Raw genomic sequence first — 26,097 nt, 5'->3', positions numbered from 1 at the left:
GCAAATTCTGAAGGATTAGAAAGTCAAAAATTGGTCAGTGAGAGAGAAATCTCATTTTTAACTGGCTAGCTCTAACCCTTTTGAGTTAAAGCTAGCTATATCTAGAGCTGAATGCATTTAGCGTAGGAGCCATTTTTTCAACGGTGAAGTGTCAATTGCTTTCACAAGCAGCATGGTTGCAACAATCGTTGCAGGATAAATAAACACATCTTTCGCGAGGTGTTGCAGCCCGATAAATCCAGCGACATTCATCATGACAATTATGATAAGCAGATGGCTAACATATATTCCTAACACGCTAGGAGATAGTTTGAAGACCCAAGGCATGTCGCCAAAATGAGGGTGAGCCAAAAGCCACATAAAGACACCTACAGTCCAGATAACGGTACCGAATAGGAAGTCGTGCGAGTTGAAAGCGATGTCATGTTGCATCAGCCAGTAAGCTTCACCAAAATGCAGTGCCATGCCAAGAATAATGCATCGAACCGTATTGTTTCTCGACCACCGCCACTGCGCTTCTCGTGCGAAATAACCTAGAGCAACTAGCAACGTGCTGAAAAAAGGCCCGTTACGAGTAAAGAAAGGCGCTGGCAGGTCGGTAATGGTCGCGTAACTGCCAGCAAAGACCCCGTATATGTATAGCAATACTGCGGTTGGCAGTATCAGTTGCGCCATATTGATATGCACGAGAAAGGCAATTAACGCTACGGCAATGACCAGAGCCGGAATAAACCACAGATGAACGAGTCCGCCTTCGATGAGTGAATTGATCGGGGTTGACATTAAGTACCCCCAATAACCTTGCCTTTCGGCGAGATACCCAGCCTCAGCGACCGTCTGCCATTGGAATGGCATCAGTAAACTGATCATGCTCCAAATGAGCCAAACCTTCATTAACGGTTTGGCGTAGTTCTTAAGAGTATCGATAGGTGAGTGACTCAACTTCGGCTGGATTAGATAACCCGAGATGAGAAAGAACAGCGGAACAGCAAAACGAGCCAGTTGGTTGAGCATATAGCCAACCCATGGTATCCCATTCCACTGCCAGTACGTCAGTGCCATCTGGCAATGCAAACCCACAATCGCAAGCATCGCAATGATACGTGCAAACTCTAAGCTGGCTATTTTTTGTTTCTTTGCCATTACATTGTTTACCTAAATAAAAAACTTAGGTGAAAATAGCAGGTTGTTACTGAAGTAATACGTGAAAAAGTCAACAGACTTGCGCTTACATTGAAGCTGTTTTGAAAATTAAGACTTACTTCAAACTTCTTAATTATTAACCTATTAACGCAATCAATACCTGATTCGTGAGTCGAAAATAGCACTGAATAATGGTTAGACCAGTTAACTCGAGATTGCAAAAAAGAACGATCGTGCTAAAAATAAGATTATGCAAAAAGGAAAAGTGACAAAAGAGTTTATTCTGCAGCGGGCTTTTGAGATCGCCAGCGAAGACGGATTAGAAAGTCTTACGATTGGAGAGTTAGCCAAGCAATGCGGTATGTCGAAAAGTGGTCTGTTTGCCCACTTTAATTCGAAGTTGAATTTACAGCTATCGGTGCTTGATCACGCCAATAAAGTGTTCGCTGATCGGGTTATTGAGCCTGCTCGAGAACTCGGGGATGGCAATATCGAGCGTAAAATTCGAGGGTTGCTCGACTCTTGGATGACTTGGAATCACGCATTCCAAGGAAGTTGTATGTTTCTTGACGCTTGGAATGATACGGCAGATAAAGATTGCCCGCTTCAGGCCGGACTGCGTAAATCCATAGATACTTGGCTGAGTTATTTGGAGATCCAAATAGCGAAAGGCAAAGAGAAGCAAGAATTTGCAGCAGACTTAGATACACGCCAAGCAACATTTGATTTGTACGGTCTCTATTTGAGTGCGCATGTTTTTTACTCAATTAAAGGTGAGCAAGAAAGCTTGCGTCTGTTTTGGCAAGGGATCGACAACTTATTTTCTCGCTGGAAAGGCTAATATCGGTTATTCGCTTCCCAGATTCGTAGACATAAAATCACAAAGAGCGGCTGAGTTCGCTCTTTCTTATCAGTATGAAAAAGCACGACCGTTCTATTTTGTGCAAAGCTGATAGTTAAGGACATGATTATGAGTGAAAAAATTTACTTTAATACATCGCAACGTTTCAGTATTAAGCGCAGTTTGGTGAACATGAGTACTCGGTTACACCATACACTGGCCCCGTCACATGCAAAGAAGACCGCGCGCAAGCTTCTTCTGACACCTGCTCGTACGCAACCTAAAAATATTGAACCTCAAGGGCTTATCAAAGGTGAAATTAAAGGGCATGCAGGCATCATCAAAACCTATACTTTGGGCTCTGGACCTATTTGGGTGCTAACTCATGGTTGGTCTGGCACGGCAAGTCAGTTTTATCCACTGATGGAACATATTGCGTCGAAAGGGTTTACTGCTTTGGCGTACGATCATCCGGCACATGGTGAGAGTGAGGGGCAGTATGGGCACATTCCGGGGTTTGTCAGAGGATTAGAAGATGTGTTGGATACGGTCGAGGATATTGTTGGCCTAGTTGGGCACAGCATGGGCACCGCTTCTGCTCTTGAGTGTAGGCACAGTAAATTAGAAAACAAGCCTTTGCTGCTTATTGCTCCGGTATTAAATTACGTAGAGAACTTATTCGGTAGCATTGCACGTTCCGGTTACTCGATGAAGCTTTTTAATGCTGTGGTTTCAGAAGTTGAAGACCAATTTGGTTATCCGTTACAGTCCATTGATCCGATGAAGCGTTTGTCTGAGCGTCCGTCTCACACCATTATTATTCATGATGAGCAAGACAAGTTCACCAAATACAGTGTCTCGGCAAAAGCGGCTGAAGAGATTAAAAACGTTGAGTTAGTGACAACACAAGGTCAGGGGCATGGTCGAGTGATGAAGTGTGAGCAAGTCTTCAGTAGTTTTGACCGTTTGCTCGATAGTGCTTGGTAACCCTTACTTTTACTGATTGACTCGCTCCGTTTTGCGCTAATTCGATTTGAAAGTAACACCTCAGATTTTTTCGTCTCTGGTGTTGCTCTTCTCGTTAAGAGGTTAAATCCAAAAAGGACAGCCGAAGCTGTCCTTTGTTTATTTAGCAGAAAGTCTGCAAGGCTGAAATTAGTTACAGTTAGCTACGCCAACTTCTTTCCAAACGCCCCATTCGCCAGATTGGCTAGGATCGTCACCCTGAGTCCACCATTTCGCTTCCCACGTTTTACCTGCGTGAGTCACTTGGTTACCACCTGTGTACACTGCGCTCGCATCCCATGCGTTGTCACAAGTACCAGGGTTCGGATCGGTTGCGTGCTGTGCAACAACCACTGTCGCGCTTGCCGATGAAGACGCTTTACCGTCGCTCACACTTACAGTGAAGCTTAAGCTTGTGTCTTGCGGGTATTCCGCAGCAGTGAACGTGACTTTAGAGCCTTCAACCGTTGCATTCAGACCTTGAGGTAGAGTCCAGTTGAATGTCAGGGTATCGTTGTCTGCATCGCTAGACGCAGCTGCATCTACAACCACAACGTCACCAGCGTTTGCTGTTGCTGGAGCAACAACTTGCGCTACTGGTGCGCTGTTCACTGGGTCAACAACACCTGCTGGTTTCACTGTTACTACAACGAGGTCAGATGCCGTTGCACCCTCGTTATCAGTCACCGTCAGCTTGAAAGTTAATTGCTCTTCAACAGTAACTTCTGCTGCATCAAAGCTTGCTTTCGCTGTGTTTGCACCTGTTAGTACCACTGCTGTGCCAGATACTTGTTCCCAAGCGTAGCTTGCGATGGTGCCGTCAGAGTCTTTTGACAGGCTGCCATCTAGAACCACATTTGCAGGACCTGTTACCGATTGATCTGCGCCAGCGGCTGCGGTTGGTTTACGGTTTGGTTGAGGTACCACACCACCGGCCATACCTTCGTGCATCGCGTTTAGAATGTCACCGTTATCCGCGTCAATTTCCCAAGAGAATAGACCAGCAAGACCAAGAGACTTCGCGTAGCTACCTTTTGCTAGCACTGAACGGTGGTCATCAAATGTGATCAACTCGCCCGTAGTACGGTTCCATACCCATGGTGCTTCTGCTTGTGCATCGTAGCCGTACTCGAAGCCGTTAATACCAGTGTTGTTTGCACCTAGCATGAATGACTTAATGCCTTTGTAGTCAATTACGCCATCTTCCCAAACACCTTGCGCTGTGCTGCCCTTCAGTTTACCTGTAGCAGTACCCGTCATTGGGTCGTTTGGATCGGTTAGCGTATCTGGAGTTACGCCTTCCCAGCCACGACCGTACATTGCTGTACCAAGTACTAGCTTGTTTGCAGGAACGCCTTGAGCAAGAAGAAGTTGAATGCCGTTATCTGCTGTGTAAGCAGGACCTTTGTACGGTTCGCCGTTCTCATCAACGCCACTACCGTCACACTGACCAGGACGCATGAATGAACCACAGTAAAGCGCAGTCTGGTGACCAGGAACGTTATTCCAACCGCCGTAGAAGTCGTAAGTCATTGCGAAGATGTAATCCATGTACTGAACTGCATCTGCGTAGTCTACGTCTTCAATCTTGTCGTAACCGACACCGATAGCGGACGTTAGCTCGTAAGTACGGCCTGTCTCAGCTTCTAATTCATCAAGCATTACGCGCAGTTCACGCATCAGTGCGATGTATGCTGGGCCATCGTTTACAGGGTCGCCCTTATCGGCTGCTGCACCGCCGCCGCCAGGGAATTCCCAGTCGATATCAACACCGTCGTAGAATTTCCAAGTTTTCAGGAACTTCTTAACTGATGCGACGAATGTGTCTCGGTTTTTCTTGTCCACGAAATCGAAGAATGGGTCAGACAGTGTCCAACCACCGATCGATGGGATGATTTTTAGATCAGGGTTACGTTGTTTCAATGCCATTAGCATTGCGTAGTTACCCTTGATAGGCGTGCTGTATTCATGACCAGCTTGTGGGAAGCTCTTCTGATAAGCAGCCCAAGGGTCATGGATAACGACTTCATAATCAGGCACACCTGTACAAGCAGTTTGTAGCGCGTTGAAACTGTTGCCGCCAACAGACTTCACAGACTCATTTGGGCCACAAATTGGGATAAAACCGTAAAGGATGTGAGTCAAGTTGTCGACCGGCATATTATCGACTGTGTAGTCACGGCCATAGATGCCCCATTCAACAAAATACGTACCCATCACGACGCTTGGATCGGTATTGTAGGTTTTGTTGTTTGGATCAACATTCATCGTTAGTGGCTTCAGGTGAGAACCATCGGTATCTGCAATTGTGATTTCAGCTGGTGCGCTTTTCGCACAACCTGTCGCATCACATGCTTCGATTTCCATTTGGTATAAGCCACCTTGGCCGTATTCAAACGAAGCTGTCGTTTGGCTACCAGTGATAGGGCCGCTTGCTACTTTTACACCATCAAAATAGACGTTGTAAGTGTCACCAGGTGTGCCACTCCACTGGTTAAATTTAACAGTAATCTTCGCTTGCTCATGGTATTTCACCATGTCGTAGTAGCCTGACGTGGTTTCCATCGCGAGTTCAATTTTAGAAAACTGAAGGTTGTTGGAACCGTACATATCGATACTTGGTGCGGTTGGAGCCGCAACTGCAGCGCCTGATAGCGCTAAAGCAACTCCAGCTGCACATAGGTTAAATCGAATCATAACTTCTCTCTCAATCCTTGGATTCATGTTCTACCTAGAACATAGGCTGCTCTTGCACCAGATAAGATGATTGGATTTACTCCACGTGCAAAAGCATCACACTCAGCATTTCAGAGAGTTTTTTTTCGTCAAAAAAAATTAAGACGGTTTTCGAGGCACTTGAGAGAACTTAACTAAAACTCGCACTCTGTTACACAGAAAGTGTCAGACTGAGTCAATAATTTATAAAATCTCAGCAGAAACTAAAATTATTGTTTACTCAGTAACGAGTTAGTTAAATGCGATGAAGGCCTTATTTTGTTGTTTATTAAGGTTTTGTTTCATTGATATAGAAAGAGAATTGAAACGAAAAATAGCCGTGAAGACGTATTAGTCACGGCTGAAGTGTTCACTCAACGCGGCGCGACGTTTAGAGGCTGCACCGGTTTCTGAGCCCTGAACGGTATGCTCAAATCCTTTACGAATGAATCGCTGATCTGGAATAAGAGGCTCAATACGGCGTATTTGAGGTGAAAGATGAGAGCCCGAGATCTGATACGCTGTCTTTCCTAATCCGGTATTCAACGTGATGACCTTGCCATCGAATTCAAATTCCGTCGTAATAAGTCGATGGTTTCGGTATACCCCATCTTCAGTGAAAACGAGACGTTCTGTTTGGTAGGGTGGCGCGCCAATCTCAATCCATTCGCCGTACACCTTTTTCGGATCAATGTGGTCTTGATAGGATAGGTGGATTTGATAGCCAAAAAACGTCAACAGACCCATCCCGAAGCAGACAAATGTACTCTTGAAGATTTTGGATTGGTGGCGAGCCAAAAATGAAAGTTTTGGTTCTTGTCGTGCTTTTCGCCTTCGGCGAGTCGAGTCCGTCATAGATCTAATTTTCTCCACTTTTTTAACATGGTGGAAACCTTCCTTTTTAAAAACAAACAATCCCGCCATTGAGACGACGAAACTATGATCTAATGTCCACTTTTACATTCAGATACACATCTTATTGATGGTTTTGTTGTTTGCTCACATTCATTACTTCGCAGTTTTTCTTGATCGGTTTAGGTCGCCTGATTAATCCTCGTGAAAAGAGGTTCTCGCTCAGTAGCAAAGGATGTGCGTTATTACGTTGAGTTTAATGGCTTTCAAAGCTTGAGTAACGGAAAGAAACAAGGTAAAAAAGAGCGGACTTTTGATAAGGAAACCAATAATGAATATTAAGGAAAATAGCTATTTTGCTGGTAGTGTAAAATCACTGGGCTTTAACCAGAAAGATCAGGATGTTAGCGTTGGTGTGATGCTTCCTGGTGAGTACACGTTTGGTACTCAAGCACCAGAGCGTATGACGGTTGTAAAAGGTGCGCTTGTGGTCAAGCGTGTTGGCGAGAGCGATTGGACGACTTATCAAAGTGGTGAGTTTTTTGAAGTGGAAGGTAATTCTTCATTTGAGCTTCAAGTGAAAGAAGCGACTGCGTATTTATGTGAGTACTTCTAGCGTTCATTTGTTGCTCGTCATAAAACCACCTTCGGGTGGTTTTTTCGTCTATGTGCTTCACTTATAACGCATCTTTTTGGTTATTTGGGTATATACTTAATAAAAATGTACCCATCGACCAGGGAGGAAGTGATGGCAGTACAACGCAAGCATTCTGATCTCCCTCCTCGTTACGAGGACAAAGATCTCACCAATGAGCAAAGACAGCGCTTTACCGAAGTTGCCAATGCCGCTCATAAGAGACGTGAATTTTATCGACGTGCTCTAGGAAAGAGCTTAATGGGCAAAATGAAGGGCCGTGCGTTTAAAGATCACCCCACTCGTCAGCAAGACAAGCCGAACAGAACGTTGCAAGTAGTGTGGTTAATCGTATTCCTCGTTGTGGGGCTTTGGGTGATGCATGTGTTCGCTTAGTCATTAGCAAGCTTCTGGTACCGCTGGTGCATCAGATGTTGACTGTTCTTCCGTATTGCAGTGCTCATAAAAGGCGTACTGGTTTTTACCAGTATGTTTAGCTGCGTACATTGCTTTGTCTGCACATCGAGTCAATTCAGACAAATCCTTTGCATCTTGCTTATAGATAGCAGCACCTACACTCATCGTTAACTCGTTAATCATATCGTAGCTTCGGTAACCTGTCGGAAACAGATTTACGATCCGTTTTAGGATGCTGTCTAGGTCATCTTTACTTTTTACATCGTAAAGCATGATTACAAACTCGTCGCCCGCAAATCGAGCGATGGAGTAGTCGTGTTTATCTGTTTTTCTGTCTTTGTTGCGAATGTTATTTTTTAATCGAGTTGCGAAGGCTTGAAGTACTTGGTCACCAATATCGTGCCCGTAGGTGTCGTTGATGTGCTTGAAGTTATCGATATCGAGAAAAACCAATGCGGTGATGCTGTCATCAGATGAGTGCTTGATTTCATCGAGCTTTGCGCGCGCCCAAGTCTCAAAGCTCCAGCGATTGGCAAGCCCAGTGAGCTGGTCAAAATATGCTAACTCCTCAATCCCCTCACGATACAGTGTTTGAATGTAATTGAGGACTTTCGTGTAGTAATACGAGAACGTGTGACACACAAACGCGGTCGCTATCAGGGTCAGCATCAATCTCCGCTCTATGATTTCTGTGGCTGTTGGCAGTCGATCTAAAAAAGCGACCCCAAAAAAGATCAGTAAAATGTAGGTGCCACTGAACAGCAGACCGACCTTAAACTCATTAATTAATACCAGAGTGGCGACAATAGGATATAGCCATAGCACCTTGCCTGACGGAGCGTCGTTATACAGAAGTAACAATAACCCTTCGAACATTAAGACAGCACTTAGCCATAAGTCGGCGTATTGATGGTGCCGCTGGACTTTTATTACATAACTGATTGCTAAGCATGCCAAGGCACACAAAGCATGGAAAAAGCTTAAGCCCCAGTTATTCTCAAGTGATTGAGCAATGGAACCATAAGTTAAACAGGCAGCGGCGATACTGGAGCATAAAAAGACAATTTTCTTTTTTCTTGTTGAGCGGATGTCCGCCATTTCTTCTAAGCGCGCCCCAGCCAATGTCGACATTACGTATCCTTGCTTAATTAACGTGTACGCTTATTCTAGGCGGTATTTTCGCGATAAATAGAACAACAAAGTTTCCAAATGTGATATCAGTCATTTTTAGTGCAAAGCCATCAGTGTGATTTGGTGCGAGTGTTCAAAGAGGAATGGTAGCGCATGCAGGTTTTCATGACGGTTCTTCATGGCTCTATATGGTTGGACTGATAACTCAAAGTAATGTATCTAGTTAGACGCATTACTATTGATTATCCTGATTCTGTTCGGTGCTTGTTGATTGAGAGTATTGTTCACCAATCTCTGCTCTACTTATCGTTAAGGCATATGTCGTTTCGAAAAGGCATTAGAAATATTTTTCCGAAACAGGGCGAAATATTGTTGTCGTTATGACCAATATGCGACTAGAATCCGCGCTAAATCACAACCTCATATCGAGCTTCGTTCGAGTCACTATTTTTAAACTGCTTCACAAAATTGTGAGGCAGTTTTTAGTTGTAGGAAAGGTTACAAGCATGCCTAAAAGCCAAAACATCAACCAACGAATGTCCATCGTGGCATTAGCTTGGCCAATTCTTGTCGAAATTTTGCTACGGACGGCTTTAGGAACCAGTGACGTGTTCATGCTGAGTGGCTACTCAGACAAAGCCGTATCCGCTGTTGGTGTGATCACGCAGATTACCTTCTTTTTAATCATCGTTTCGACGTTTGTCAGTAGCGGTACGGGGATTTTGATTGCCCAATACAATGGCGCTGGACGCGAGCAAGAGTCAGTGAGCGTTGGTGTTGCGAGTATTGCGTTGTCTGTGCTCGTCGGTGTGCTATTGAGTGTGATTGCCGTGCTTGGTGCGATATACCTACTCCCGTATTACGGCTTGGAAGCGCAAGTCGAGCAGTACGCTCATGAATATCTGCTGATAAGCGGTGCGATGACGTTTAACGTTACGATTGGCGTTGTTTTTACAACTATTCTGCGTAGTCATGGTTATTCACGTTCCCCAATGGTGGTGAATTTGATCTCGGGTGTGTTCAACATCATTGGTAACTATATTGCGCTTTACCAGCCATTTGGTTTACCTGTGTATGGTGTGCAAGGCGTGGCAATAGCAACCGTCGTCAGCCAAATCATCGGTACGTTAATGTTATGGTTTATTCTCGCTCGCAGTAGCATTGAACTACCAATGTCGACTATGAAACAAGTACCGGCAGAGATTTACAAAAAGATCTTAAAAATCGGCGGTATGAACGCGGGTGAAGTGCTGTCTTACAACGTGGCGCAAATCTGCATTGTGTACTTTGTGGTGCAAATGGGGACGGCATCGTTGGCGGCTTTCACTTATGCACAAAACATTGCCCGTTTCTCGTTTGCTTTCGCGTTGGCAATTGGTCAGGCAGCGCAAATTCAGACCGGTTACTACATCGGTAAAGGTTGGGTGAGTAGCATTTTAAAACGCGTACAAATCTACTTCTTAGTGGGGTTTGTGGCATCAACGGCGGCAACCACACTGATTTACCTGTTTAGAGAAGAGATTCTGCGCGTATTTACCGATCAACCAGAGATACTCGCATTGGCAGGTTCGTTAGTCATGGGCTCAATTTTGCTCGAGGCCGGACGTGTGTTTAACCTGATTTTTATCGCGGGGCTCAAAGGCGCGGGTGACATCAAGTTCCCAGTGCAAATGGGGATTTTGAGTATGTGGGGATTAGGCGTGCTTTTCTCTTACATCTTTGGCATCCACTTGGGTTATGGCGTTTTAGGGGCTTGGATGGCAATCGCACTCGATGAATGGGTACGTGGTATCATCATGGCAAGGCGTTGGCGCTCTCAGGTGTGGACCAAGTTTAAGGTGAGCTAACGGTTTTCGGTATCGCGCATCACGCTTATTCTGGTGTTAGAAAAAAAAGGCACTGATAGTCAGTGCCTTTTTGTTATTTAAACTTGGGAAGACGTTAGAATTCGCACTCAGCTTGGAACACCATGCGTTCTTTGCTGTATGGATGATCCAGCTCTAGCATCTCAGCATGCAGGTGCAAGCGATTCGCTTTTTCGCCGTATAAACCATCACCAACCATCGGCATGTTTAACCCCATGTGATGAGCACTGTGTACACGTAGTTGGTGAGTTCTCCCTGTTTTCGGATACATGTATACCTTGCTGCGTCCATCTTTGACTTCAATCAGTTGCCAGTAGGTTTCTGCATGTTTCCCGTGTTCAAAACACACCAGTTGACGTGGGCGGTCGTCGGGGTCACCACGCATTGGCAGTGAAATTTCCCCTTCAGGCTCGTTTAATACGCCTTCGAGCAGTGCCATATAACGTTTTTTTACGCCGCGAGCCATAAACTGTTTTTGCAGACTTTTGTTCGCGCGCTTGGTTAAGGCAAACACCAAAATGCCAGAGGTCGCCATGTCGAGGCGATGAATCACAAACGGCCCTTCCACATCAGGGTACATCGCTTGTAGGCGCGTATAAGCAGAGTCCTTGATAGTTTTACCAGGCACTGAAAGTAAGCCCGAGGGCTTGTTGACGACGACCATAGCGTCGTCTTGGTAGATTATCTCTAGTTCTTTGTCTTCTGCCCAATTCTCCGCCAATGGATTAGGTTCGACATCCAGCCCTTGCATCATATGGCCCAAAATCGGCTGACATTTGCTATTACACGATGGGTAGAATTTTTTGTGTTGGCGAACTTCAGACTTTGGCGACACACCCCACCAAAATTCTGCCAACGCCAGCGGTTTGAATCCGTGTTTAAACGCGGATTGGAGCAGTTTTGGCGCAGCACATTCCCCCGCACCTGCTGGTGGAACTGGGTTTGTGGTGTCTGCAAAAATGTCCACCAAGTCGCGTGCTTCGCCATGGCTGTTTAGGAAGCGGTATTGTTTATGCAATTTGTGCTGTAAAGCGTTGGAGAGCGTTTTGCGCTGCTCTTTCAGGTGAGCAAGTTGCTGCTCTAACTCGGCCAATCGCGCTTCTTTGATTGCAAGCTTTTCATCCCACGCTTGCTTTAAGTATTTGAGAACGTTTTTCTCAGCGACACTTTGCTTACCCAACTCATCCAACAAGATTTTGAGATCATCGGCATTGAGCGTTTGCTCGCCCTGTTGGCGCTGTCGCTTGCGTGCGGCGCGGCCATCAATCATCACTTGGCGCTGTGTTTGCTCCTCTTGCTGATAAGCGGCTCGGTCGGCTTGGATTTGCGCTTTAAGATCCGCTAATTCCGGATTCGCGGCACAGGTTTTGTACTCCGCATTGGCGGCGTTGATGGCATCCGTTTCTGCGCGGAAGAAGCCTTCATCGGTCAGCATGTCGTACACAGGAGGGACAAATCCTGGAATCAAGTTTTGGTCAGCAATTTTGCCAGAAAACGCACTTAAAAAGCCGAGATCGCCTTGAGGGCTTTTTACTAGTAATACGCCAAACATTTTGCCTCGCCCCGTTTCTTCATTAACCAAACCAAAATCGTGTTCGAAGTCGGTTTGCGCTAATAAGTGCTGTTGCAATTGCTTTGCGGCCATAACGCAAAGAGGATGCGGCGTGTAGTAGAACGGAAACGTAAACTGCGTTGGCAATTCATAGCCAGAAATATCAGCAGTAAAACGAGTAAAACAATGTTCAGGCGAGTGCATGGTGGGTATCCGCGAGAGTAAAAAATCGAGCGAGGATTGTACCTGTTTGAGTCAGGATTGCCATGTCGGTGTTGGCACTCGCTCTTGGATTAAGAACAAGAGCGAGTGGGGAAGAGCTTATCGCAGTTTTTGTAATGCAAGCTTCCACTGTGCCGGTTTGTCGTAGTAGGCCGAGTGCGGCAAGGTCAAGTACTCGCCATTTACTTCTGCAATCAGGGTTGGATAACCACCAACGTGTAACTGTCGCATCAATTGTCGGCTAGAGCGAATTCTCTCATCTAGTTCGGCTTCGCTTAACGCCATGTTTTGCTCCCACGCATCACTTGTTAAACCTAGCGATTCTGCAATGGCTTTGAGCGTCGATGCTTCATTCACTTTTAACCCGAGCTGATAATGCGCAGATTGGATGGCCTTTAGCATGTGCCATGGATTCAGCCCCATTTTCTCCGCACTCAAGATCGCTTGTGTGGGTAGATAAGAATCAAGAACAAACGCATCTTCGCTTTTCACGCGTTGCAGATATGCTTCACCAAACGTTGCTCCGGTTTCGGTTGCGATACGAGCGTCACTGTTGATGATGTGCTGACGAAATTCAGATTCAATCGCGCGTTTCTCAATCATACCGCCGGGATGAAGCTCTACCTTAAATTGAGAGGTGTCCATCAAGGCTTCGATGAGTGGTGATGCCCCGTAGCACCAACCACACATGGGATCGAAGAAGTAATGCACGGTTACCATGACATTTCACCAGTATGCACTTTCGCACCGATTTCTAGCGCGATTGGCAATTGAGCTTCTGGGTATTTCGCTGACATGGTGTCAATGAGTTGAGCGCTGTTATTGCTGTGTTTTTTCGCTTGCTGAAAATCCTGCAAGTATTGTTGCGAGTAGCGAATGGTGTCTGCGTTCAGCTTTGAGCCTGTTTTCATGTGACCAGGAATGACCACTTGAGGTTTAAGCGCAAGCATCTCGCTAAGTTGCTGCTCCCAAGCATTGATGGCGGTTTGGTCAGCGGCATCTGCCATCCACAAATGTACGTTTGAGTACACGGCTACGTTACCTAGAATCGCTTTGTTATCTGGAATCCATAGGTAAGGGCGGTGTGCTGATGTGCCATGGTTACCACGAATTTCAATCTTATGACCTTCTAGCTCCAATGATGCTTTATCGTACGCGACAGGGATCACTGGTTTTACCGGTGCGTTTGCGCCAAGCTTTGGTCCCCAGTACGCCAGCTTTCCAGCCAATTTCTCTTTAATAATTTTTTGAACCGCAGGCGTTGTGATGATCTGCGCATCAGGGAACTGTTGGTGTAAGGCCTCTGCGCCAAAGTAGTAATCTGGGTCCGCTTGACTGATAAAAATGGTTTTAAGTGTTTTGCCTGAGTCCAGCACTTTAGCGGCAATGCGCATCGCGTCAGCTTTGGTGAATCCAGTGTCGATAATCATGGCGTCAGTCTCACCGTATACCAAGGTTGAGTTTACGTGGAAGCTGTTACCGTCGGCGTTGTAAACCTCAAGAGTAAGGGGAGAGTGGTTTGCCGCTAGAACAGGGCTTGCCATTAAAATGGATGCAGCAATCAAAGTGAATTTTTTCATAATAAGCTCCTAAAGAATTTGGGGCCAAGCGACCATGGCTTGGGAACGGGAGCTATATTAGGAAATTGATACGCTCGGAAAAATACACAATAATGTGCATCACTATTTCTTATTTCGATCAAATGTATGGACAGAGTAACGGCAGCAAGAGTATTTGTAGATGTGGTGTATTCTGGCAGTTTTACCGCGACCGCCGAGCGGTTAGACATGTCTCGGCCAATGGTAACTCGTTATGTAGAGGCGATGGAGAACTGGCTGCAAACTCGTTTGTTACACCGCACCACGCGCAAGGTGTCCCTCACCACCGCAGGGGAGCGCAGCTTGCCTCAGATTGAGCGCTGGTTAAAACAGGCCGATACATTAACGTCGAACATTGCCGTTGATGGTGAGCTGTCCGGAAAAATCCGTCTTGCGTCTAGTACTTCATTTGGATTCTCACAGTTGATCCCCGTAGTAAACAGTTTTATGCAAAAGCACCCCAAAGTGTATATCGACATAGATCTGCAAGATTCAGTGAGTGATCTAACCGAACAACGCATCGATCTGGCGATCCGAATTGCGTCAGATCCCGATCCTTCTTTGATTGGTAAGCCGATTGCGGTGTGCGAATCGGTGTTGGTAGCATCACCGCAATATTTACAAACTCACCACGCGATCGCGCATCCGCGAGATTTATCTTCACACGACTGTTTGGGATACAAAAACTTTGAGCGTCACGTGTGGCATTTGTCTCAGGGCGACCAGTTCGAATCGGTGGGAATTGAGTGTCGCCTAACCAGCAATGAGGCCACGGCGTTATTGCATGGCGCTTTACAAGGCATGGGTATTTCGATGTTGCCAACTTACTTGAGCAATATCTATCTCAAATCGGGTCAGCTTGAGTCGGTGTTGCCGGATTGGAAGCCAAATGATCTCAACATTTACGCGCTGTATTCATCACGTAAACACTTGTCTCCTGCAGTGAGAGCTTTCATCGATCACAGTGAAGATTACTTTAAACAGCATCCTTGGTAATAGCGAAAGGCGTCGTCATCCCGACTTGAGATTCATACAAGATCCTGTACCTTACATGGATATATTTTCGCAGCGTCATTTAGAGTTTTAGTTAATGTCACAAGTTCGCATCAAATTTATTGCTTCCGATATGGATGGCACATTGCTTGACCAATACGGTCGTTTGGATCCGGAGTTTTTCGATCTGTTTTTGCAACTGGAAGAGCAAGGTATTTTGTTCTCCGCTGCGTCTGGTCGTCAGTATTACAGTCTGCGAGACACGTTCGCGCCAATCAAAGACAGACTGTTGTATGTGGCTGAAAACGGCACCTTAGTGATGTACCAAGACAAAGAGCTCTACAGTTGTACCATTCCTAAAGCGGAAGTGTTGGAGATTGTGAAAGCGGCTCGTGAGATTGACGGGGCGAACATCGTATTGTGTGGCAAGCGCTCGGCGTACATCGAAACGCATGATCAGCAATCGCTGGAAGAATTTCAAAAGTACTACCACCGCTGTGAATATGTGACGGATTTGCTTGAGGTCGAAGACGAGTTTATTAAGGTAGCAATTTGTCACTTTGACGGTTCGGAAGAGCTCCTGTTCCCGACCATGAACGCGAAGTTTGGCGCAACGCATAAAGTCGTAGTGAGCGCAAAAATTTGGCTGGATGTGATGAATGCCGAGGCGTCTAAAGGCGCGGCCATTCAGCACCTTCAAGAGACGATGAATTTTACTCCGGCAGAAACCATGACGTTTGGTGATTACCTCAATGACCTCGAAATGCTGCAAGTCAGTGAGCATTCGTACGCGGTTGCCAACGCGCACGAAGAGATTAAGAAAATTGCTCGTTATTCTGCGCCAAGCAACCAAGAGGCTGGGGTACTCAAAGTGATTAAAGAGAAAGTGTTAGCGAAGTAACGCTCATTTTTTCGATGTTATTTTCTTCTTCACGTAAAAAGTCCCGCAGTGTATGCGGGGCTTTGTTTTTTTGGGGGGAGTAAGGTTCCCGTTTTAGCGTACGTACTTGGCGGTTGCACTGACTAAAAAGTGTTGCAATTTCCCGTCTGATTTTGGCACCCACAAGTCGTTATGATAATGGTAAATACGGCCATTGACGGTCACAGACAAGGTATTATCACCCGTTTGCTCCATGCGAATAAACTGATCCGAAGTGACCAAAAACGGCTCTTGCTCTTCAATGCTCTGGCCCGTTGCCAATACGAAGTAGCCGAATCGGTTGCCAGCATCCGGATCGGTTGAGTAGATTCGATGTCCAACGAGGCTGTAGTCGTCGTTGAGTACCTGCTCAAGCGTTTTTTGCCCGATGGTTTCGTGCGATGGAATAAATACCCAAGCCAACACACCTGCCGCAATGACTGCCAGTAGAAGCAGTACTTGCATGAACTTTCTCATCATATATACCGTTTAACGTTGAAATTTCATTTTGTACATGCGCTTATCCGCTATGCTGATAAGAAAGTCAACATTGTCACTGTCTTTAGGGTATTGCGCTAAGCCCATGCTTGTTGAAAGTGTTGAGACTTTATCGGAGTTTAATATTTGTGCATCAAAGACGGTATTTATCTGCTCACGTACGTTCTCTTCATTGAGATGTTCACCTTCAAGGATAACCGCGAACTCATCTCCTCCCATGCGATAAACAGTAAAATCATTGAGTGTCATAGAATTAAGCCGCCTAGCGATTTCCCGCAGTACAGTGTCGCCAACTTGGTGTCCGTGTGTGTCGTTGATTTCTTTAAAACCATTTAAATCTAGAATCCAGAGAGAAAAGGGCCTTTTTTCTTGAGTAAATTTGTTTAGGGTAATGAATAGTGCATTGCGGTTCCCTAGGTTCGTCAAAGGGTCGCTTAGCGCCAATTTTCTATGAAAATGGGATTCACGATAAAAGAAATAAGTTAGAGAGATAATCGACAAAACGAACGTCGCAAACAACATATATTGTGCTTGCATTAAGCGCTGGGTTTGACCTTTTTGTGCTTCATAAGCTTTACTACTTAGACGGAAGTTTTGATTAACGAAGTCTATTAAGCCTAAATATAGTGTTTGAGTTGAACGATAAAATGCAGCTGCAGCTTGGCTATCACCTGTTCTAGCTTCTACTAGTTGTTTTTCTAGCTCTTTGAACTCTTCAAAAAGGTTAATGAAGTAAAGGTGCATGTTGTTCCGAGAAAAGAACTTATTGGCTTTCGTGCTACTGGTCAATAAGTCAAAGCGACTCCACGCTAACTCGTATTGAAGCTCTGCACCGTCAATATTCAATACGTTTTCATCTAACCGTCTGGCCTCGCCGACAAGTTCTGATAGTTCTTTGGAGAGTTGGAATAAAAACCAAGTCGCTTGTTTTTGTTCGTTATTAAAATTTTGTGAGAGTGAACGTGTTTGCTGTAAAAGCACGACATTCGCGAGAAGCAAAGAAACGGCAAACACCACCAGCAGCATTTTGCTGGTGGTAGAATATTGCAATATTCTTTGTTTCTTAGAATAGGGTTCTGATAACTTCATTCTTATTATTTTTCTTTTATTTCATTTACTTGCCATACCATTTGCGCATGATATTTATTGTAGTTTAGCTCTGGATAGAGATTGAGTGGATATATCACCCAGAAAGGGCCTTTATTCCTGACTTTTATGTAATTCTGATCTTGTTGATAAGCCAGTATTGGTTGATATCGAAGAATATCTTGTCGGGACAATGTCGAGTGATAGTCGTTTAAGCTGCTGATATCAACCTGCTCTGGTACCTTTCCGTAGACGTGTGTAAGAAGCGTGCTGAGTTTAACGCCTAAAAATTCTGACGAGGCAGGAAGCCAAGGCAATGTCATCGTGTAGCTAGTGGTAGGTAAAGCTTGGATCTCTTCCAGTTCCAGTATGACACTAGGCTGCTGGCTACTACTAAATACGATCGTATTTGCAGACAAGAATGGCGCAACAAAAAACAGACCTAGCGCGACTATCTTTTTCATCATATGCCCTTTTGAGTTTTATTCTTTTTTCTTAGCTAGGACAAAGGTGCTAGCGGTAATTTATTTATAATTATAGAGCCAACCGGATGAGATTTTATAATACGTTATGTTTCAAAAATAACTGTCGGTTTACGTCACGTCAAGGTTATTAAGTTGCTTCTTAATTAAAAGCTCAGAGTATTGGGATGATGGTAGAGTTTCGTAATGATTTCGCGGTATTTAATTGGTTTTTAGTGCAACTTTGTGTCATTTTTAATAAAGATACTGTGTCGGAAATGAGAATTTAATAAGGCGAGAAATGGATGTCGAATTTGTTCTTAAGTTACATTATTTTACATATTTAAATCATCGATATTCAGATATGTATTTGTTAGTACGTAAAGAAAATAAAGTCACCTAGTTTTGGTGACTTTATTTTTTATTTCATGAGCTTACTTAAATTAACTATGCAAACAAATATTTTGCATGGAAGTTGAGGTGCTCTTCAATAAAGCTTGAGATGAAGTAATAGCTATGGTCATAGCCTGGTTGCATTCTCAAGGTTAGGTTTGAATCGTGTATTTTTGCCGCAGCAATCAGCGCTTCCGGTCTAAGCTGCTCATTTAAGAAGCCATCAGCATCACCTTGATCAACCAAAATTGGTAATGGTGATTGTTGTTGTTTTAGAAGTTCACTTGCATCGTATTGCTTCCAGCTTTCAAGCTCCTTGCCTAAGTAAGCAGTAAAGGCTTTTTGTCCCCAAGGGCATTGCATTGGGTTACTGATTGGACTGAACGCTGAAATAGAACGGTACTGTTCTGAATTTTTCAGACCAATGGTGAGCGCTCCGTGGCCGCCCATACTGTGACCGGAAATTGACTTCACGTCAGAGACTGGGAAGTTACTTTCGATGATCGCAGGCAACTCCTCAGTCACATAGTCGTACATACAGTAATGCAGTGACCAAGGTGCTTGCGTCGCATTAAGGTAAAAGCCAGCTCCTTTTCCTAGGTCATAGCTTTCGTCGTCAGCGATACCTTCGCCTCTCGGACTTGTGTCTGGTGCAATGATCGCAATGCCAAGCTCGGCCGCCATACGAAATGCGCCCGCTTTCTGCATAAAGTTCTCATCGGTACACGTTAAACCAGAGAGCCAGTATAGCGCGGGTACGGGATTTGATTTCGTTGCGTTAGGTGGCAAGAATATCGCGAAGCGCATGGTGCAGTTTAGGGCATTGGATTCGTGTGTATATTGCTTGTGCCAACCGCCAAACACTTTGGCTTGGCTTACATTTTCAATGGTCATGAATAAACTCTCTAATTAGCAGAAGGAATTCAGGCTCCCCAAAAGGAGAGCCTGAGGCAGCATTATTGATCCATATGGATAACTGTTCGGATGCTCTTACCTTCATGCATCAGATCAAACGCTTTGTTGACGTCTGCTAATCCCATTGTGTGGGTAATGAACTCCTGTAAGCCGAATTCACCAGCCATGTAACGGTTTACGATTTCTGGAAGCTCAGAGCGACCTTTAACGCCACCGAAAGCGCTGCCACGCCATACACGACCAGTTACCAGTTGGAATGGACGAGTTGAGATCTCTTGACCTGCACCAGCAACACCAATGATGACTGACTCACCCCAACCTTTGTGACAGCACTCAAGTGCTTGGCGCATCACGTTTACGTTACCGATACATTCGAATGAGTAGTCAACACCACCGTCTGTCATTTCAACAATCACTTCTTGAATTGGCTTGTCGAATTTTTGTGGGTTGATGCAATCAGTTGCACCAAGTTGTTTCGCTAGGTCGAATTTGCTTTCGTTGATGTCTACACCGATGATGCGGCTGGCACCAGCCATGCGAGCACCGATGATTGCAGAAAGACCGATACCGCCGAGACCAAAGATTGCCACTGTGTCGCCTTTTTCAACTTTAGCTGTGTTTAATACCGCACCCATACCAGTGGTTACGCCACAACCTAGAAGACAAACTTCTTCAAGTGGTGCTTCTTTGTTTACTTTCGCTAGTGAGATTTCTGGAAGAACCGTGTACTCAGAGAAAGTAGAACAACCCATGTAGTGGAAGATAGTTTCGCCGTTGATAGAGAATCGGCTTGTGCCATCTGGCATTAGGCCTTTACCTTGCGTTTCACGAACGGCCTGACATAGGTTCGTTTTGCCAGATTTACAGAACTTACACTCACCACATTCAGCAGTGTAAAGTGGGATAACGTGGTCGCCAACTTCAACGCTTGTTACGCCTTCGCCAACCATTTCAACGATACCGCCACCTTCGTGACCAAGGATTGAAGGGAAGATACCTTCTGGATCGTCACCTGATAGTGTGAATGCGTCAGTGTGACAAACACCAGTTGCTACGATGCGTACTAGCACTTCGCCGGCTTTTGGAAGTTGTACATCAACTTCTTCCATTTTAAGCGGCTCACCTGCAGCCCAAGCGACCATTGCTTTTGATTTTATGTGAGTTTGACCAGGTTTGATTTCAAGCGACATTGGATGTTTCCTTTATATTTTCAGTATATGGAGTGACGTAATAAGCGTAGTTAAGGTTTGCTTACCGCGCTTCGTCGTTTTGTTGGTGCTCATTTTAGGTGTTTCAGTAAAAATGATAATCCGTCCATTTTGAAAATGATTTTTACATATGCGTAATAATGATAAGGTGAGCGTGTAAAAAGAGTGCGATGCCTCCTTAAAGCGGAAGGGAAATGGAAAAGGTGATTGACCTGAAGTTAGATAGAGGGGCTAAAGTAGAAAACTGTCAAACCATCAGCTAAGTAAGAGTGATTATGAATAAGACGGATCTGAGTGCCTATTTAACCAAGCTAGGCTTGCCTAGTGAATTGCCCGCCGATTTGGAGTCATTGCACAGAATTCACGTGGCGCAGCATCGTTGCCTGCCGTTTGAGAATTTTGACATCGCATTGCAGCGAGGCGTCTCTGTTGAGATTGAAGATATTATTCAAAAAACCGTGTACCACTCTCGCGGTGGTTACTGCTTTGAATTAAATGGTTTAATGCTTGATGTGCTCAACACTCTTGGGTTTGAAGCGCGAAGTTTGCTAGGGCGTGTACATGTGTCTGGTACACCAACAGGTCGTAGTCATCAAATCACGTTAGTGACGTTAGAGGAACAAACATGGATTGTCGATGTGGGTTTTGGCTCCAATACCCCTCGAGCGCCATTGCCATTTATCCTTGACCAAGTGATTCAGACGGATTTACAAACCTTCCGTTTTGTCAAAGATGCTCAGTTTGGTTATTTCCTCCAAGTGCTTTCAACCGATGGAACGGACACGTGGAACAATCTATACAGCTTTGACCTAGAGTTTGTGTTTGCTGGTGACATTGCATGTGGCAACTTCTTTACCTCGACTTCGCCTAATTCACGTTTTACTAGCGCAAGAGTCGCTGCTAGAGCGACAGAAAGTGGGTTGGTGACGCTGCTTAACTACACACTCAGATGCACCAATCATGAAGAGCTAACAGAAATAGAGCTAGAGCCAGGTCAAACCTACCTGGATGCGTTGAAAGAATATTTTGGCATTGAGCTTGATGCGCAATACGACGATCTTCGTCCGTTACCTGACGCGTAAAGTTTTCCAGTTTTCAAAGCGTAGCGCGACGAGAACAATGTAATCACTATTTGTCTAGAAGAGGTCGACAGGAATACAGCATGGCGAATTGGGAAGGAGTCAGCGAGTTTGTTGCCGTAGCGGAAACTAACAGCTTTACAGCTGCCGCGGCTAAACTGAAAACGTCAGTGGCACAAATCAGTCGCCGCGTATCGGCACTTGAAGAGCGTCTTGCGGTTAAGTTACTGCATCGCACGACGCGAAAAGTTTCTCTGTCTGAAGCTGGACAGCTTTATTATCAGCAGTGCAAACATTTGGTCGAAGGGCTAGAACTAGCTGAGCTTGCTGTAACGCAAATGCAAACCGAACCGCGAGGTTTGCTGCGTGTGACAGCGCCTGTGACCTATGGGGAAATGAACCTCGCACCGCTCTTGCATCAGTTTTTGGAGAAGTACCCGCGTGTGGATCTCGATTTAGTTCTGACCAATCAAAAACTGGATTTGATAGAGCAAGGGGTAGACGTGGCGATTCGTCTTGGCCGCCTGCAAGATTCCAGCATGATCGCAAAGCGTCTTTCGTCGCGTCAAAATTACGTGTGTGCTAGCCCTATGTATTTGGAGCGATTTGGCGAGCCTCACACATTATCCGAACTGGCTCGACATCAGTGCTTGGTTGGTTCGGTCGATTATTGGCATTTTAAGGAAAATAAACGCGATAAGTCTTTGCGCGTGTCGGGGAGGATTAAATGCAATAGTGGTTTTGCGCTAATGGGCGCCGCCAAACGTGGTTTGGGTTTAGTGCAGTTGCCGGACTATTACGTTCAAGAAGCCCTAGATAACGGTGAGCTAGTCGAGGTGCTGACCGATTACCGAGACGACCGTGAAGGCATTTGGGCACTGTATCCACAAAGCCGAAATTTATCGCCCAAAGTGAGGTTGTTGATCGACTTTTTAGCGCAGGAACTAGCGGATTAGAGTTTTCATGAACTTTAATACAACTGAAGTTGCTAAAACGCCCGGTGATGCCGGGCGTTTTTATTAGGATGAGAGCTGGAATCGAAAAGACATGAATCACTATTGGTTGGATTCCGCGTCTTCACGTTTAATCACTTTGTGCCCATCTTCAGACACGCCTTGCTTCCAATAGCTGCTGATGTAGATGTTCTCGCGATCGACTTCTTTCTCATTGCGGAAATATTGGCGCAGCGCGCGCATTGAATCGAACTCACACGCACACCATACCGAAGCGTTACCGTCTAACCACTCGAGTTCGCGAACGCTATCAGCCAAGGTTTGCTGTTCAGTTAGCCAAATCAACTCCATACCGGCTGGCGTGTTTAGGGGTTGAATGTCGGCTGGAGACATCACGCTGATCACAGCGTAGCCTTTGGCCTCTTCTGGCAGCGTACGAATTTTCGCAGAAAGTGCTGGAAGTGCTGTCATATCGGCAGCCATGAAGAACCAATCCGCCTCAGTATTTAAGTTGGAGATGCTACCTGGCCCAACAATGCTGATCGTGTCGCCTTTTTGCGCGGCCATTGCCCAACGCGCTGCAAATCCGCATTGCAGATCTTGCGTTACGTGTCGGACGAAATCCACTTCGATTGAACTGGTTTCTGGATGAAAGCGTCGGATAGTGTAGGTGCGCATGATTGGTCGGTCGTCTTCTGGCAGGATGCTCAGATCCGCGCCGCCCATATCGTTAAACAGTAATTTGATGTAACTGCCTTCGCAGTCACGAGGAAAGTGGCTCAGCGCCTCACCTTGCAAGGTAATGCGCTGCATGTTTGGAGTGATGGTTTCTGTGTCTGTGACAACAAGCGTTTTAGGTTGAGGCTTCTTTTTCATTGTTACTTTACTCGATAATTATTCTCTTTCTCATTTAAAGATTATCAAGTTCCCTAACAAGAGGGTAGCGTCTTTAAACAAATTTACACTGTGAATTAACGCCAAAGCCTCAAGCAAAATGCAGTATCTGTCCTTTCCCAATTACGTAAAGTGAGTCGTTTTTTAACCCAAAATAGACTTATATCATTGGAATCGTAGACAAAAGCAACAGCGCAGCCATGCTGTAGTTGAACCCCTTAACGCGTTTATCGGTGGTCAACCAACGCTGCAATTGCATACCTGCCGCCGTCCAAAATGTTACCGATGGCAAGTTGGCTAAACAGAAGATACCGGCGATAAAAGTCAGTTCGAGCCATGCACCGCCACTGCTGTATACCGTAATGGCCGTCAACGCCATCGACCAACCTTTTGGGTTCACCCATTGGAATGCAACAGCCCCTAAAAAAGACATCGGGCGAAAATCGTGTTTTGCTTCGGTTTTGTCGCTGGTGGCGATTTTGTACGTCAAGTACAGCAAATAACTCAAGCTCAATACTTTTAAAATCGAGTGGGTTAGCGGGTAGGCATGGAACAGGCTCATCAAGCCAATACCCACCAAAATTAGCATGGCACCAAAGCCGAAGGTAATGCCCAACATGTGTGGGATAGTGCGTTTAAAGCCGACATTTGCCCCTGAGGTCATCAACATAATGTTATTGGGACCCGGCGTAAAAGTGGAGACAAAAGCGAACAACGCCAAAGCGCCCAGTTGATGATATTCCATAGATTGTTCCTTGAATCAGTTCTCGATAAGTAAAGAACAACTATAAGTAGAACTGAGGTCAATATTGTGCTTTTATTTGATGATTAGAAACTAAATAAGCAATGAAACATCATCATGGATAGATTTGACGAAAGAATATTGCAAGTACTCAAACGAGACGGAAGAATCTCCAATGTGGAGCTGTCGGAACGCGTTGGTTTATCTCCGTCTGCAACCTTACGCCGAGTGCAAGATTTAGAGCGTAAAGGCGTGATCAAAGGCTACCGAGCGGTACTGGATAATCAGCAACTTGGCGTGGGTTTTGTCGCTTATGTGTCGATTGGTTTGGCCTCGCACTCTAAGCAGGCGCAGTTGGGTTTCGAAGAGCATGTGCGTTTTGTAAACGAGGTGGTGGAATGTCACAACATCACTGGTGCGAACGAGTATTTGCTGCGTGTGGAAACGCAAGATCTCGCCGCTTATAAAGCGTTTCACGCTGATGTGTTGGGTGAGTGCGAACACGTCAAGTCGATCACAACCATGGTGGTGATGGACACACCAAAAGACGAGCGCTAGCCAAACGAGAGTGACAGTTTTTGTGGCACACGAATTTGAAGTGACTCGAAAGAGTCAGTCGAGTATGAGAATGGTTCACAACAAATGCTGGAAAGCAGATGGCACTCTTACAATTTCCATATTTATTCTCACCTTCTAAATAATCCCATCCTGCTAGTTTTGCTTAAACCGCTTGTGTTTCAGAGCGGCGAGTCAGCAAAATTAAGGATGAACGATGAAATCACATGTAACACTTCCTCTTTTGAGCTTAAGCGCTGTTGCCGCATTGAGCTCATTTAACGTCAACGCCCACGGCTGGGTAGAATTTCCAAGTGCTCGTCAGAATACGTGTTATTTAGACGGTGGTTTTTGGACCAACGAGATCCCTAACCAAGCGTGTAAAGCGGCTTTTGAAGAATCTGGCGCGTATCCGTTTGTGCAGCGTAGCGAAATTGCAGCAAACGTACCAAATTACCGAGATATGGAGCATGTGAAAGCCGTGGTTCGCGACGGTGAGCTATGTTCTGCTGGCGATGCAGCTAAGAAAGGCTTGAACATTCCTTCTCCAAACTGGCAGCGCACCAATGTTACGCCAGATGCAAATAACCAGATTGAATTGGTGTTTTACGGCAAAGCGCCGCACAACCCATCGTACTGGGAATTCTATCTCACCAAGCCAACTTATGATGATTCAAAACCTCTTACTTGGAGTGATTTAGAGCTGATCGACACCGCAGGTGATGTGTATGTTGATGCGGAAAAACGCTACCGTATTCAGGTGACTTTCCCTGCTGATCGTTCCGGCGATGCGGTGCTTTATACTCGTTGGCAGCGCATTGATGTCGCTGGGGAAGGCTTCTACAACTGTAGTGACATTACGTTAAACGGAACGGGTACGACGCCACCGACTGACCCTGTTGATCCAACCGAACCAGGCAACAATCTGACATCTCTAGGCTACTTTGTTCAGCAAGGTTTTGGGCCAGTAGAGTCTGGCGATACGGTGCGTTTCCGTACGTTTAATGCGACGGGGAATGAAATTGTCGATATTTCACTATCAATCAGCGCAAACAATACGGCGACTTGGGCTGCAGAAATAGCAGATCAATTTAACGCGCAGCAAACGGGCGATTGGTATGTTGGCATTTGGCATCAAGAGATGAACCACTACATGTTCGATAGTAAGAACGTGAATGCAAACCAAGTATTAGCGCCAAGTGCAGACTTCAGTTATGCGTTGTCACTGATCAAAGCGGATGTACCGCCACCAGTTGAACCAACCAACTTGTGGGACAAGACGGCCGTTTACAACCAAGGTGATGTGGTGACACACAACGGCAAAGAATGGACTGCCCAGTGGTGGACGTCTGGTGAGGAACCAGGCACAACGGGTCAATGGGGTGTATGGCGTTAAGCCAGTTATTTGGGCCCTGAACAGTAAACC

25 protein-coding genes are annotated in these 26,097 nt (G+C 45.5%); 11 read left to right on the top strand and 14 right to left on the bottom strand.

What is annotated here, in order from left to right; genetic code table 11:
• Nucleotides 1–117 precede the first annotated feature (117 nt).
• Entirely contained in the window at nucleotides 118–1,143 is a 1,026-nt protein-coding gene (locus R7F67_RS02365; RefSeq protein ID WP_258475650.1) for an acyltransferase, read from the bottom strand.
• Nucleotides 1,144–1,393: 250 nt separating this feature from the next.
• Between R7F67_RS02365 and R7F67_RS02360 the strand changes: the two genes are divergently transcribed.
• The gene (locus R7F67_RS02360; RefSeq protein ID WP_005374416.1) at nucleotides 1,394–1,984 is read left to right on the top strand and encodes a TetR/AcrR family transcriptional regulator; all 591 of its coding nucleotides are present in this window, start codon (nucleotides 1,394–1,396) and stop codon (nucleotides 1,982–1,984) included.
• A gap of 129 nt (nucleotides 1,985–2,113) precedes the next feature.
• Nucleotides 2,114–2,971 (top strand): alpha/beta hydrolase, encoded by an 858-nt coding sequence (locus R7F67_RS02355; RefSeq protein ID WP_213914699.1) that lies wholly within the window; start codon nucleotides 2,114–2,116, stop codon nucleotides 2,969–2,971.
• 168 nt (nucleotides 2,972–3,139) lie between these two features.
• Here R7F67_RS02355 and R7F67_RS02350 read toward each other — a convergent pair whose 3' ends face one another.
• Both R7F67_RS02350 and R7F67_RS02345 read right to left on the bottom strand, forming a co-directional pair.
• A complete protein-coding gene (locus tag R7F67_RS02350) occupies nucleotides 3,140–5,686 on the bottom strand; it encodes a glycosyl hydrolase family 18 protein (RefSeq protein ID WP_213905603.1) in 2,547 nt (848 codons plus the stop codon).
• Between the two features lie 369 nt (nucleotides 5,687–6,055).
• Nucleotides 6,056–6,559: a DUF2850 domain-containing protein gene (locus tag R7F67_RS02345; protein ID WP_171344999.1), complete on the bottom strand. Its 504-nt coding sequence runs from the start codon at nucleotides 6,557–6,559 to the stop codon at nucleotides 6,056–6,058.
• A gap of 328 nt (nucleotides 6,560–6,887) precedes the next feature.
• Here R7F67_RS02345 and R7F67_RS02340 point away from each other — a divergent pair, with 328 nt between their 5' ends.
• Nucleotides 6,888–7,172 (top strand): pyrimidine/purine nucleoside phosphorylase, encoded by a 285-nt coding sequence (locus R7F67_RS02340; protein WP_005383244.1) that lies wholly within the window; start codon nucleotides 6,888–6,890, stop codon nucleotides 7,170–7,172.
• A gap of 132 nt (nucleotides 7,173–7,304) precedes the next feature.
• Entirely contained in the window at nucleotides 7,305–7,586 is a 282-nt protein-coding gene (locus R7F67_RS02335; protein ID WP_005374405.1) for a hypothetical protein, read from the top strand.
• Between the two features lie 3 nt (nucleotides 7,587–7,589).
• On the opposite strand, the gene R7F67_RS02330 is transcribed toward R7F67_RS02335, so the two are convergent.
• Nucleotides 7,590–8,738 (bottom strand): GGDEF domain-containing protein, encoded by a 1,149-nt coding sequence (locus tag R7F67_RS02330; protein WP_017821033.1) that lies wholly within the window; start codon nucleotides 8,736–8,738, stop codon nucleotides 7,590–7,592.
• Between the two features lie 506 nt (nucleotides 8,739–9,244).
• Between R7F67_RS02330 and R7F67_RS02325 the strand changes: the two genes are divergently transcribed.
• A complete protein-coding gene (locus tag R7F67_RS02325; protein ID WP_065275588.1) occupies nucleotides 9,245–10,585 on the top strand; it encodes an MATE family efflux transporter in 1,341 nt (446 codons plus the stop codon).
• Nucleotides 10,586–10,679: 94 nt separating this feature from the next.
• On the opposite strand, the gene R7F67_RS02320 is transcribed toward R7F67_RS02325, so the two are convergent.
• From R7F67_RS02320 to R7F67_RS02310, 3 genes are all read right to left on the bottom strand, one after another.
• Complete coding sequence (locus R7F67_RS02320; RefSeq protein ID WP_318056865.1) at nucleotides 10,680–12,359, bottom strand: RluA family pseudouridine synthase; 1,680 nt, start codon at nucleotides 12,357–12,359, stop codon at nucleotides 10,680–10,682.
• 117 nt (nucleotides 12,360–12,476) lie between these two features.
• Nucleotides 12,477–13,097 (bottom strand): DsbA family protein, encoded by a 621-nt coding sequence (locus tag R7F67_RS02315; RefSeq protein WP_053303990.1) that lies wholly within the window; start codon nucleotides 13,095–13,097, stop codon nucleotides 12,477–12,479.
• Nucleotides 13,091–13,957 (bottom strand): MBL fold metallo-hydrolase, encoded by an 867-nt coding sequence (locus R7F67_RS02310; RefSeq protein WP_213880272.1) that lies wholly within the window; start codon nucleotides 13,955–13,957, stop codon nucleotides 13,091–13,093. The genes R7F67_RS02315 and R7F67_RS02310 overlap by 7 nt, the downstream gene beginning before the upstream one ends.
• Nucleotides 13,958–14,083: 126 nt before the next feature.
• Here R7F67_RS02310 and R7F67_RS02305 point away from each other — a divergent pair, with 126 nt between their 5' ends.
• Together R7F67_RS02305 and R7F67_RS02300 are read left to right on the top strand one after the other, a co-directional pair.
• Nucleotides 14,084–14,971 (top strand): LysR family transcriptional regulator, encoded by an 888-nt coding sequence (locus R7F67_RS02305; RefSeq protein ID WP_213880274.1) that lies wholly within the window; start codon nucleotides 14,084–14,086, stop codon nucleotides 14,969–14,971.
• 94 nt (nucleotides 14,972–15,065) lie between these two features.
• Nucleotides 15,066–15,869: a Cof-type HAD-IIB family hydrolase gene (locus tag R7F67_RS02300; RefSeq protein ID WP_054729173.1), complete on the top strand. Its 804-nt coding sequence runs from the start codon at nucleotides 15,066–15,068 to the stop codon at nucleotides 15,867–15,869.
• Between the two features lie 93 nt (nucleotides 15,870–15,962).
• Here the strand turns inward: R7F67_RS02300 and R7F67_RS02295 are convergent, their stop codons facing one another.
• From R7F67_RS02295 to R7F67_RS02275, 5 genes are all read right to left on the bottom strand, one after another.
• On the bottom strand, nucleotides 15,963–16,352 hold the full coding sequence (locus R7F67_RS02295; RefSeq protein WP_318056864.1) for a hypothetical protein: 390 nt from the start codon (nucleotides 16,350–16,352) through the stop codon (nucleotides 15,963–15,965).
• 24 nt (nucleotides 16,353–16,376) lie between these two features.
• The gene (locus R7F67_RS02290; protein WP_017821028.1) at nucleotides 16,377–17,474 is read right to left on the bottom strand and encodes a GGDEF domain-containing protein; all 1,098 of its coding nucleotides are present in this window, start codon (nucleotides 17,472–17,474) and stop codon (nucleotides 16,377–16,379) included.
• Nucleotides 17,475–17,479: 5 nt separating this feature from the next.
• Nucleotides 17,480–17,935 carry a hypothetical protein gene (locus tag R7F67_RS02285; RefSeq protein WP_005374384.1) on the bottom strand — a complete coding sequence of 152 codons (456 nt, stop codon included), beginning with the start codon at nucleotides 17,933–17,935 and terminating at the stop codon, nucleotides 17,480–17,482.
• Between the two features lie 444 nt (nucleotides 17,936–18,379).
• Nucleotides 18,380–19,219 carry an S-formylglutathione hydrolase gene (gene fghA / locus R7F67_RS02280; protein WP_005374382.1) on the bottom strand — a complete coding sequence of 280 codons (840 nt, stop codon included), beginning with the start codon at nucleotides 19,217–19,219 and terminating at the stop codon, nucleotides 18,380–18,382.
• 62 nt (nucleotides 19,220–19,281) lie between these two features.
• Complete coding sequence (locus R7F67_RS02275) at nucleotides 19,282–20,430, bottom strand: S-(hydroxymethyl)glutathione dehydrogenase/class III alcohol dehydrogenase (RefSeq protein ID WP_017821027.1); 1,149 nt, start codon at nucleotides 20,428–20,430, stop codon at nucleotides 19,282–19,284.
• A gap of 293 nt (nucleotides 20,431–20,723) precedes the next feature.
• Between R7F67_RS02275 and R7F67_RS02270 the strand changes: the two genes are divergently transcribed.
• A complete protein-coding gene (locus tag R7F67_RS02270) occupies nucleotides 20,724–21,530 on the top strand; it encodes an arylamine N-acetyltransferase (RefSeq protein WP_318056863.1) in 807 nt (268 codons plus the stop codon).
• A gap of 80 nt (nucleotides 21,531–21,610) precedes the next feature.
• Complete coding sequence (locus R7F67_RS02265) at nucleotides 21,611–22,483, top strand: LysR family transcriptional regulator (protein ID WP_017633836.1); 873 nt, start codon at nucleotides 21,611–21,613, stop codon at nucleotides 22,481–22,483.
• 99 nt (nucleotides 22,484–22,582) lie between these two features.
• Here the strand turns inward: R7F67_RS02265 and R7F67_RS02260 are convergent, their stop codons facing one another.
• On the bottom strand, nucleotides 22,583–23,356 hold the full coding sequence (locus tag R7F67_RS02260; RefSeq protein ID WP_017821025.1) for a siderophore-interacting protein: 774 nt from the start codon (nucleotides 23,354–23,356) through the stop codon (nucleotides 22,583–22,585).
• Between the two features lie 178 nt (nucleotides 23,357–23,534).
• A complete protein-coding gene (locus tag R7F67_RS02255) occupies nucleotides 23,535–24,119 on the bottom strand; it encodes a LysE family translocator (protein ID WP_054578560.1) in 585 nt (194 codons plus the stop codon).
• Nucleotides 24,120–24,233: 114 nt separating this feature from the next.
• On the opposite strand from R7F67_RS02255, the gene R7F67_RS02250 reads away from it, so the two are divergent.
• Together R7F67_RS02250 and R7F67_RS02245 are read left to right on the top strand one after the other, a co-directional pair.
• Nucleotides 24,234–24,674: an Lrp/AsnC family transcriptional regulator gene (locus R7F67_RS02250; RefSeq protein ID WP_005482841.1), complete on the top strand. Its 441-nt coding sequence runs from the start codon at nucleotides 24,234–24,236 to the stop codon at nucleotides 24,672–24,674.
• A 214-nt stretch (nucleotides 24,675–24,888) separates the two neighbouring features.
• Entirely contained in the window at nucleotides 24,889–26,067 is a 1,179-nt protein-coding gene (locus tag R7F67_RS02245) for a lytic polysaccharide monooxygenase (protein WP_318056834.1), read from the top strand.
• Nucleotides 26,068–26,097 lie beyond the last annotated feature (30 nt).

The sequence above is a fragment of the Vibrio sp. YT-17 genome, from assembly GCF_033337375.1.
Classification (GTDB): domain Bacteria; phylum Pseudomonadota; class Gammaproteobacteria; order Enterobacterales; family Vibrionaceae; genus Vibrio; species Vibrio alginolyticus.
The sequence above is the reverse complement of the archived record's forward strand: the minus strand, read 5'-3'. Positions and strand labels throughout refer to the sequence as shown.

What these genes read in the sequence shown, in the direction of transcription:
- R7F67_RS02335 (WP_005374405.1), top strand. Translation starts at nt 7,305, where the DNA reads ATGGCAGTACAACGCAAGCATTCTGATCTCCCTCCTCGTTACGAGGAC.
- R7F67_RS02345 (WP_171344999.1), bottom strand. Translation starts at nt 6,559, where the DNA reads ATGACGGACTCGACTCGCCGAAGGCGAAAAGCACGACAAGAACCAAAA.
- R7F67_RS02295 (WP_318056864.1), bottom strand. Translation starts at nt 16,352, where the DNA reads ATGCAAGTACTGCTTCTACTGGCAGTCATTGCGGCAGGTGTGTTGGCT.
- R7F67_RS02315 (WP_053303990.1), bottom strand. Translation starts at nt 13,097, where the DNA reads ATGGTAACCGTGCATTACTTCTTCGATCCCATGTGTGGTTGGTGCTAC.
- R7F67_RS02350 (WP_213905603.1), bottom strand. Translation starts at nt 5,686, where the DNA reads ATGATTCGATTTAACCTATGTGCAGCTGGAGTTGCTTTAGCGCTATCA.
- fghA (WP_005374382.1), bottom strand. Translation starts at nt 19,219, where the DNA reads ATGACCATTGAAAATGTAAGCCAAGCCAAAGTGTTTGGCGGTTGGCAC.
- R7F67_RS02255 (WP_054578560.1), bottom strand. Translation starts at nt 24,119, where the DNA reads ATGGAATATCATCAACTGGGCGCTTTGGCGTTGTTCGCTTTTGTCTCC.
- R7F67_RS02310 (WP_213880272.1), bottom strand. Translation starts at nt 13,957, where the DNA reads ATGAAAAAATTCACTTTGATTGCTGCATCCATTTTAATGGCAAGCCCT.
- R7F67_RS02340 (WP_005383244.1), top strand. Translation starts at nt 6,888, where the DNA reads ATGAATATTAAGGAAAATAGCTATTTTGCTGGTAGTGTAAAATCACTG.
- R7F67_RS02260 (WP_017821025.1), bottom strand. Translation starts at nt 23,356, where the DNA reads ATGAAAAAGAAGCCTCAACCTAAAACGCTTGTTGTCACAGACACAGAA.
- R7F67_RS02250 (WP_005482841.1), top strand. Translation starts at nt 24,234, where the DNA reads ATGGATAGATTTGACGAAAGAATATTGCAAGTACTCAAACGAGACGGA.
- R7F67_RS02275 (WP_017821027.1), bottom strand. Translation starts at nt 20,430, where the DNA reads ATGTCGCTTGAAATCAAACCTGGTCAAACTCACATAAAATCAAAAGCA.
- R7F67_RS02245 (WP_318056834.1), top strand. Translation starts at nt 24,889, where the DNA reads ATGAAATCACATGTAACACTTCCTCTTTTGAGCTTAAGCGCTGTTGCC.
- R7F67_RS02305 (WP_213880274.1), top strand. Translation starts at nt 14,084, where the DNA reads ATGGACAGAGTAACGGCAGCAAGAGTATTTGTAGATGTGGTGTATTCT.
- R7F67_RS02285 (WP_005374384.1), bottom strand. Translation starts at nt 17,935, where the DNA reads ATGAAAAAGATAGTCGCGCTAGGTCTGTTTTTTGTTGCGCCATTCTTG.
- R7F67_RS02265 (WP_017633836.1), top strand. Translation starts at nt 21,611, where the DNA reads ATGGCGAATTGGGAAGGAGTCAGCGAGTTTGTTGCCGTAGCGGAAACT.
- R7F67_RS02300 (WP_054729173.1), top strand. Translation starts at nt 15,066, where the DNA reads ATGTCACAAGTTCGCATCAAATTTATTGCTTCCGATATGGATGGCACA.
- R7F67_RS02365 (WP_258475650.1), bottom strand. Translation starts at nt 1,143, where the DNA reads ATGGCAAAGAAACAAAAAATAGCCAGCTTAGAGTTTGCACGTATCATT.
- R7F67_RS02355 (WP_213914699.1), top strand. Translation starts at nt 2,114, where the DNA reads ATGAGTGAAAAAATTTACTTTAATACATCGCAACGTTTCAGTATTAAG.
- R7F67_RS02360 (WP_005374416.1), top strand. Translation starts at nt 1,394, where the DNA reads ATGCAAAAAGGAAAAGTGACAAAAGAGTTTATTCTGCAGCGGGCTTTT.
- R7F67_RS02320 (WP_318056865.1), bottom strand. Translation starts at nt 12,359, where the DNA reads ATGCACTCGCCTGAACATTGTTTTACTCGTTTTACTGCTGATATTTCT.
- R7F67_RS02270 (WP_318056863.1), top strand. Translation starts at nt 20,724, where the DNA reads ATGAATAAGACGGATCTGAGTGCCTATTTAACCAAGCTAGGCTTGCCT.
- R7F67_RS02330 (WP_017821033.1), bottom strand. Translation starts at nt 8,738, where the DNA reads ATGTCGACATTGGCTGGGGCGCGCTTAGAAGAAATGGCGGACATCCGC.
- R7F67_RS02325 (WP_065275588.1), top strand. Translation starts at nt 9,245, where the DNA reads ATGCCTAAAAGCCAAAACATCAACCAACGAATGTCCATCGTGGCATTA.
- R7F67_RS02290 (WP_017821028.1), bottom strand. Translation starts at nt 17,474, where the DNA reads ATGAAGTTATCAGAACCCTATTCTAAGAAACAAAGAATATTGCAATAT.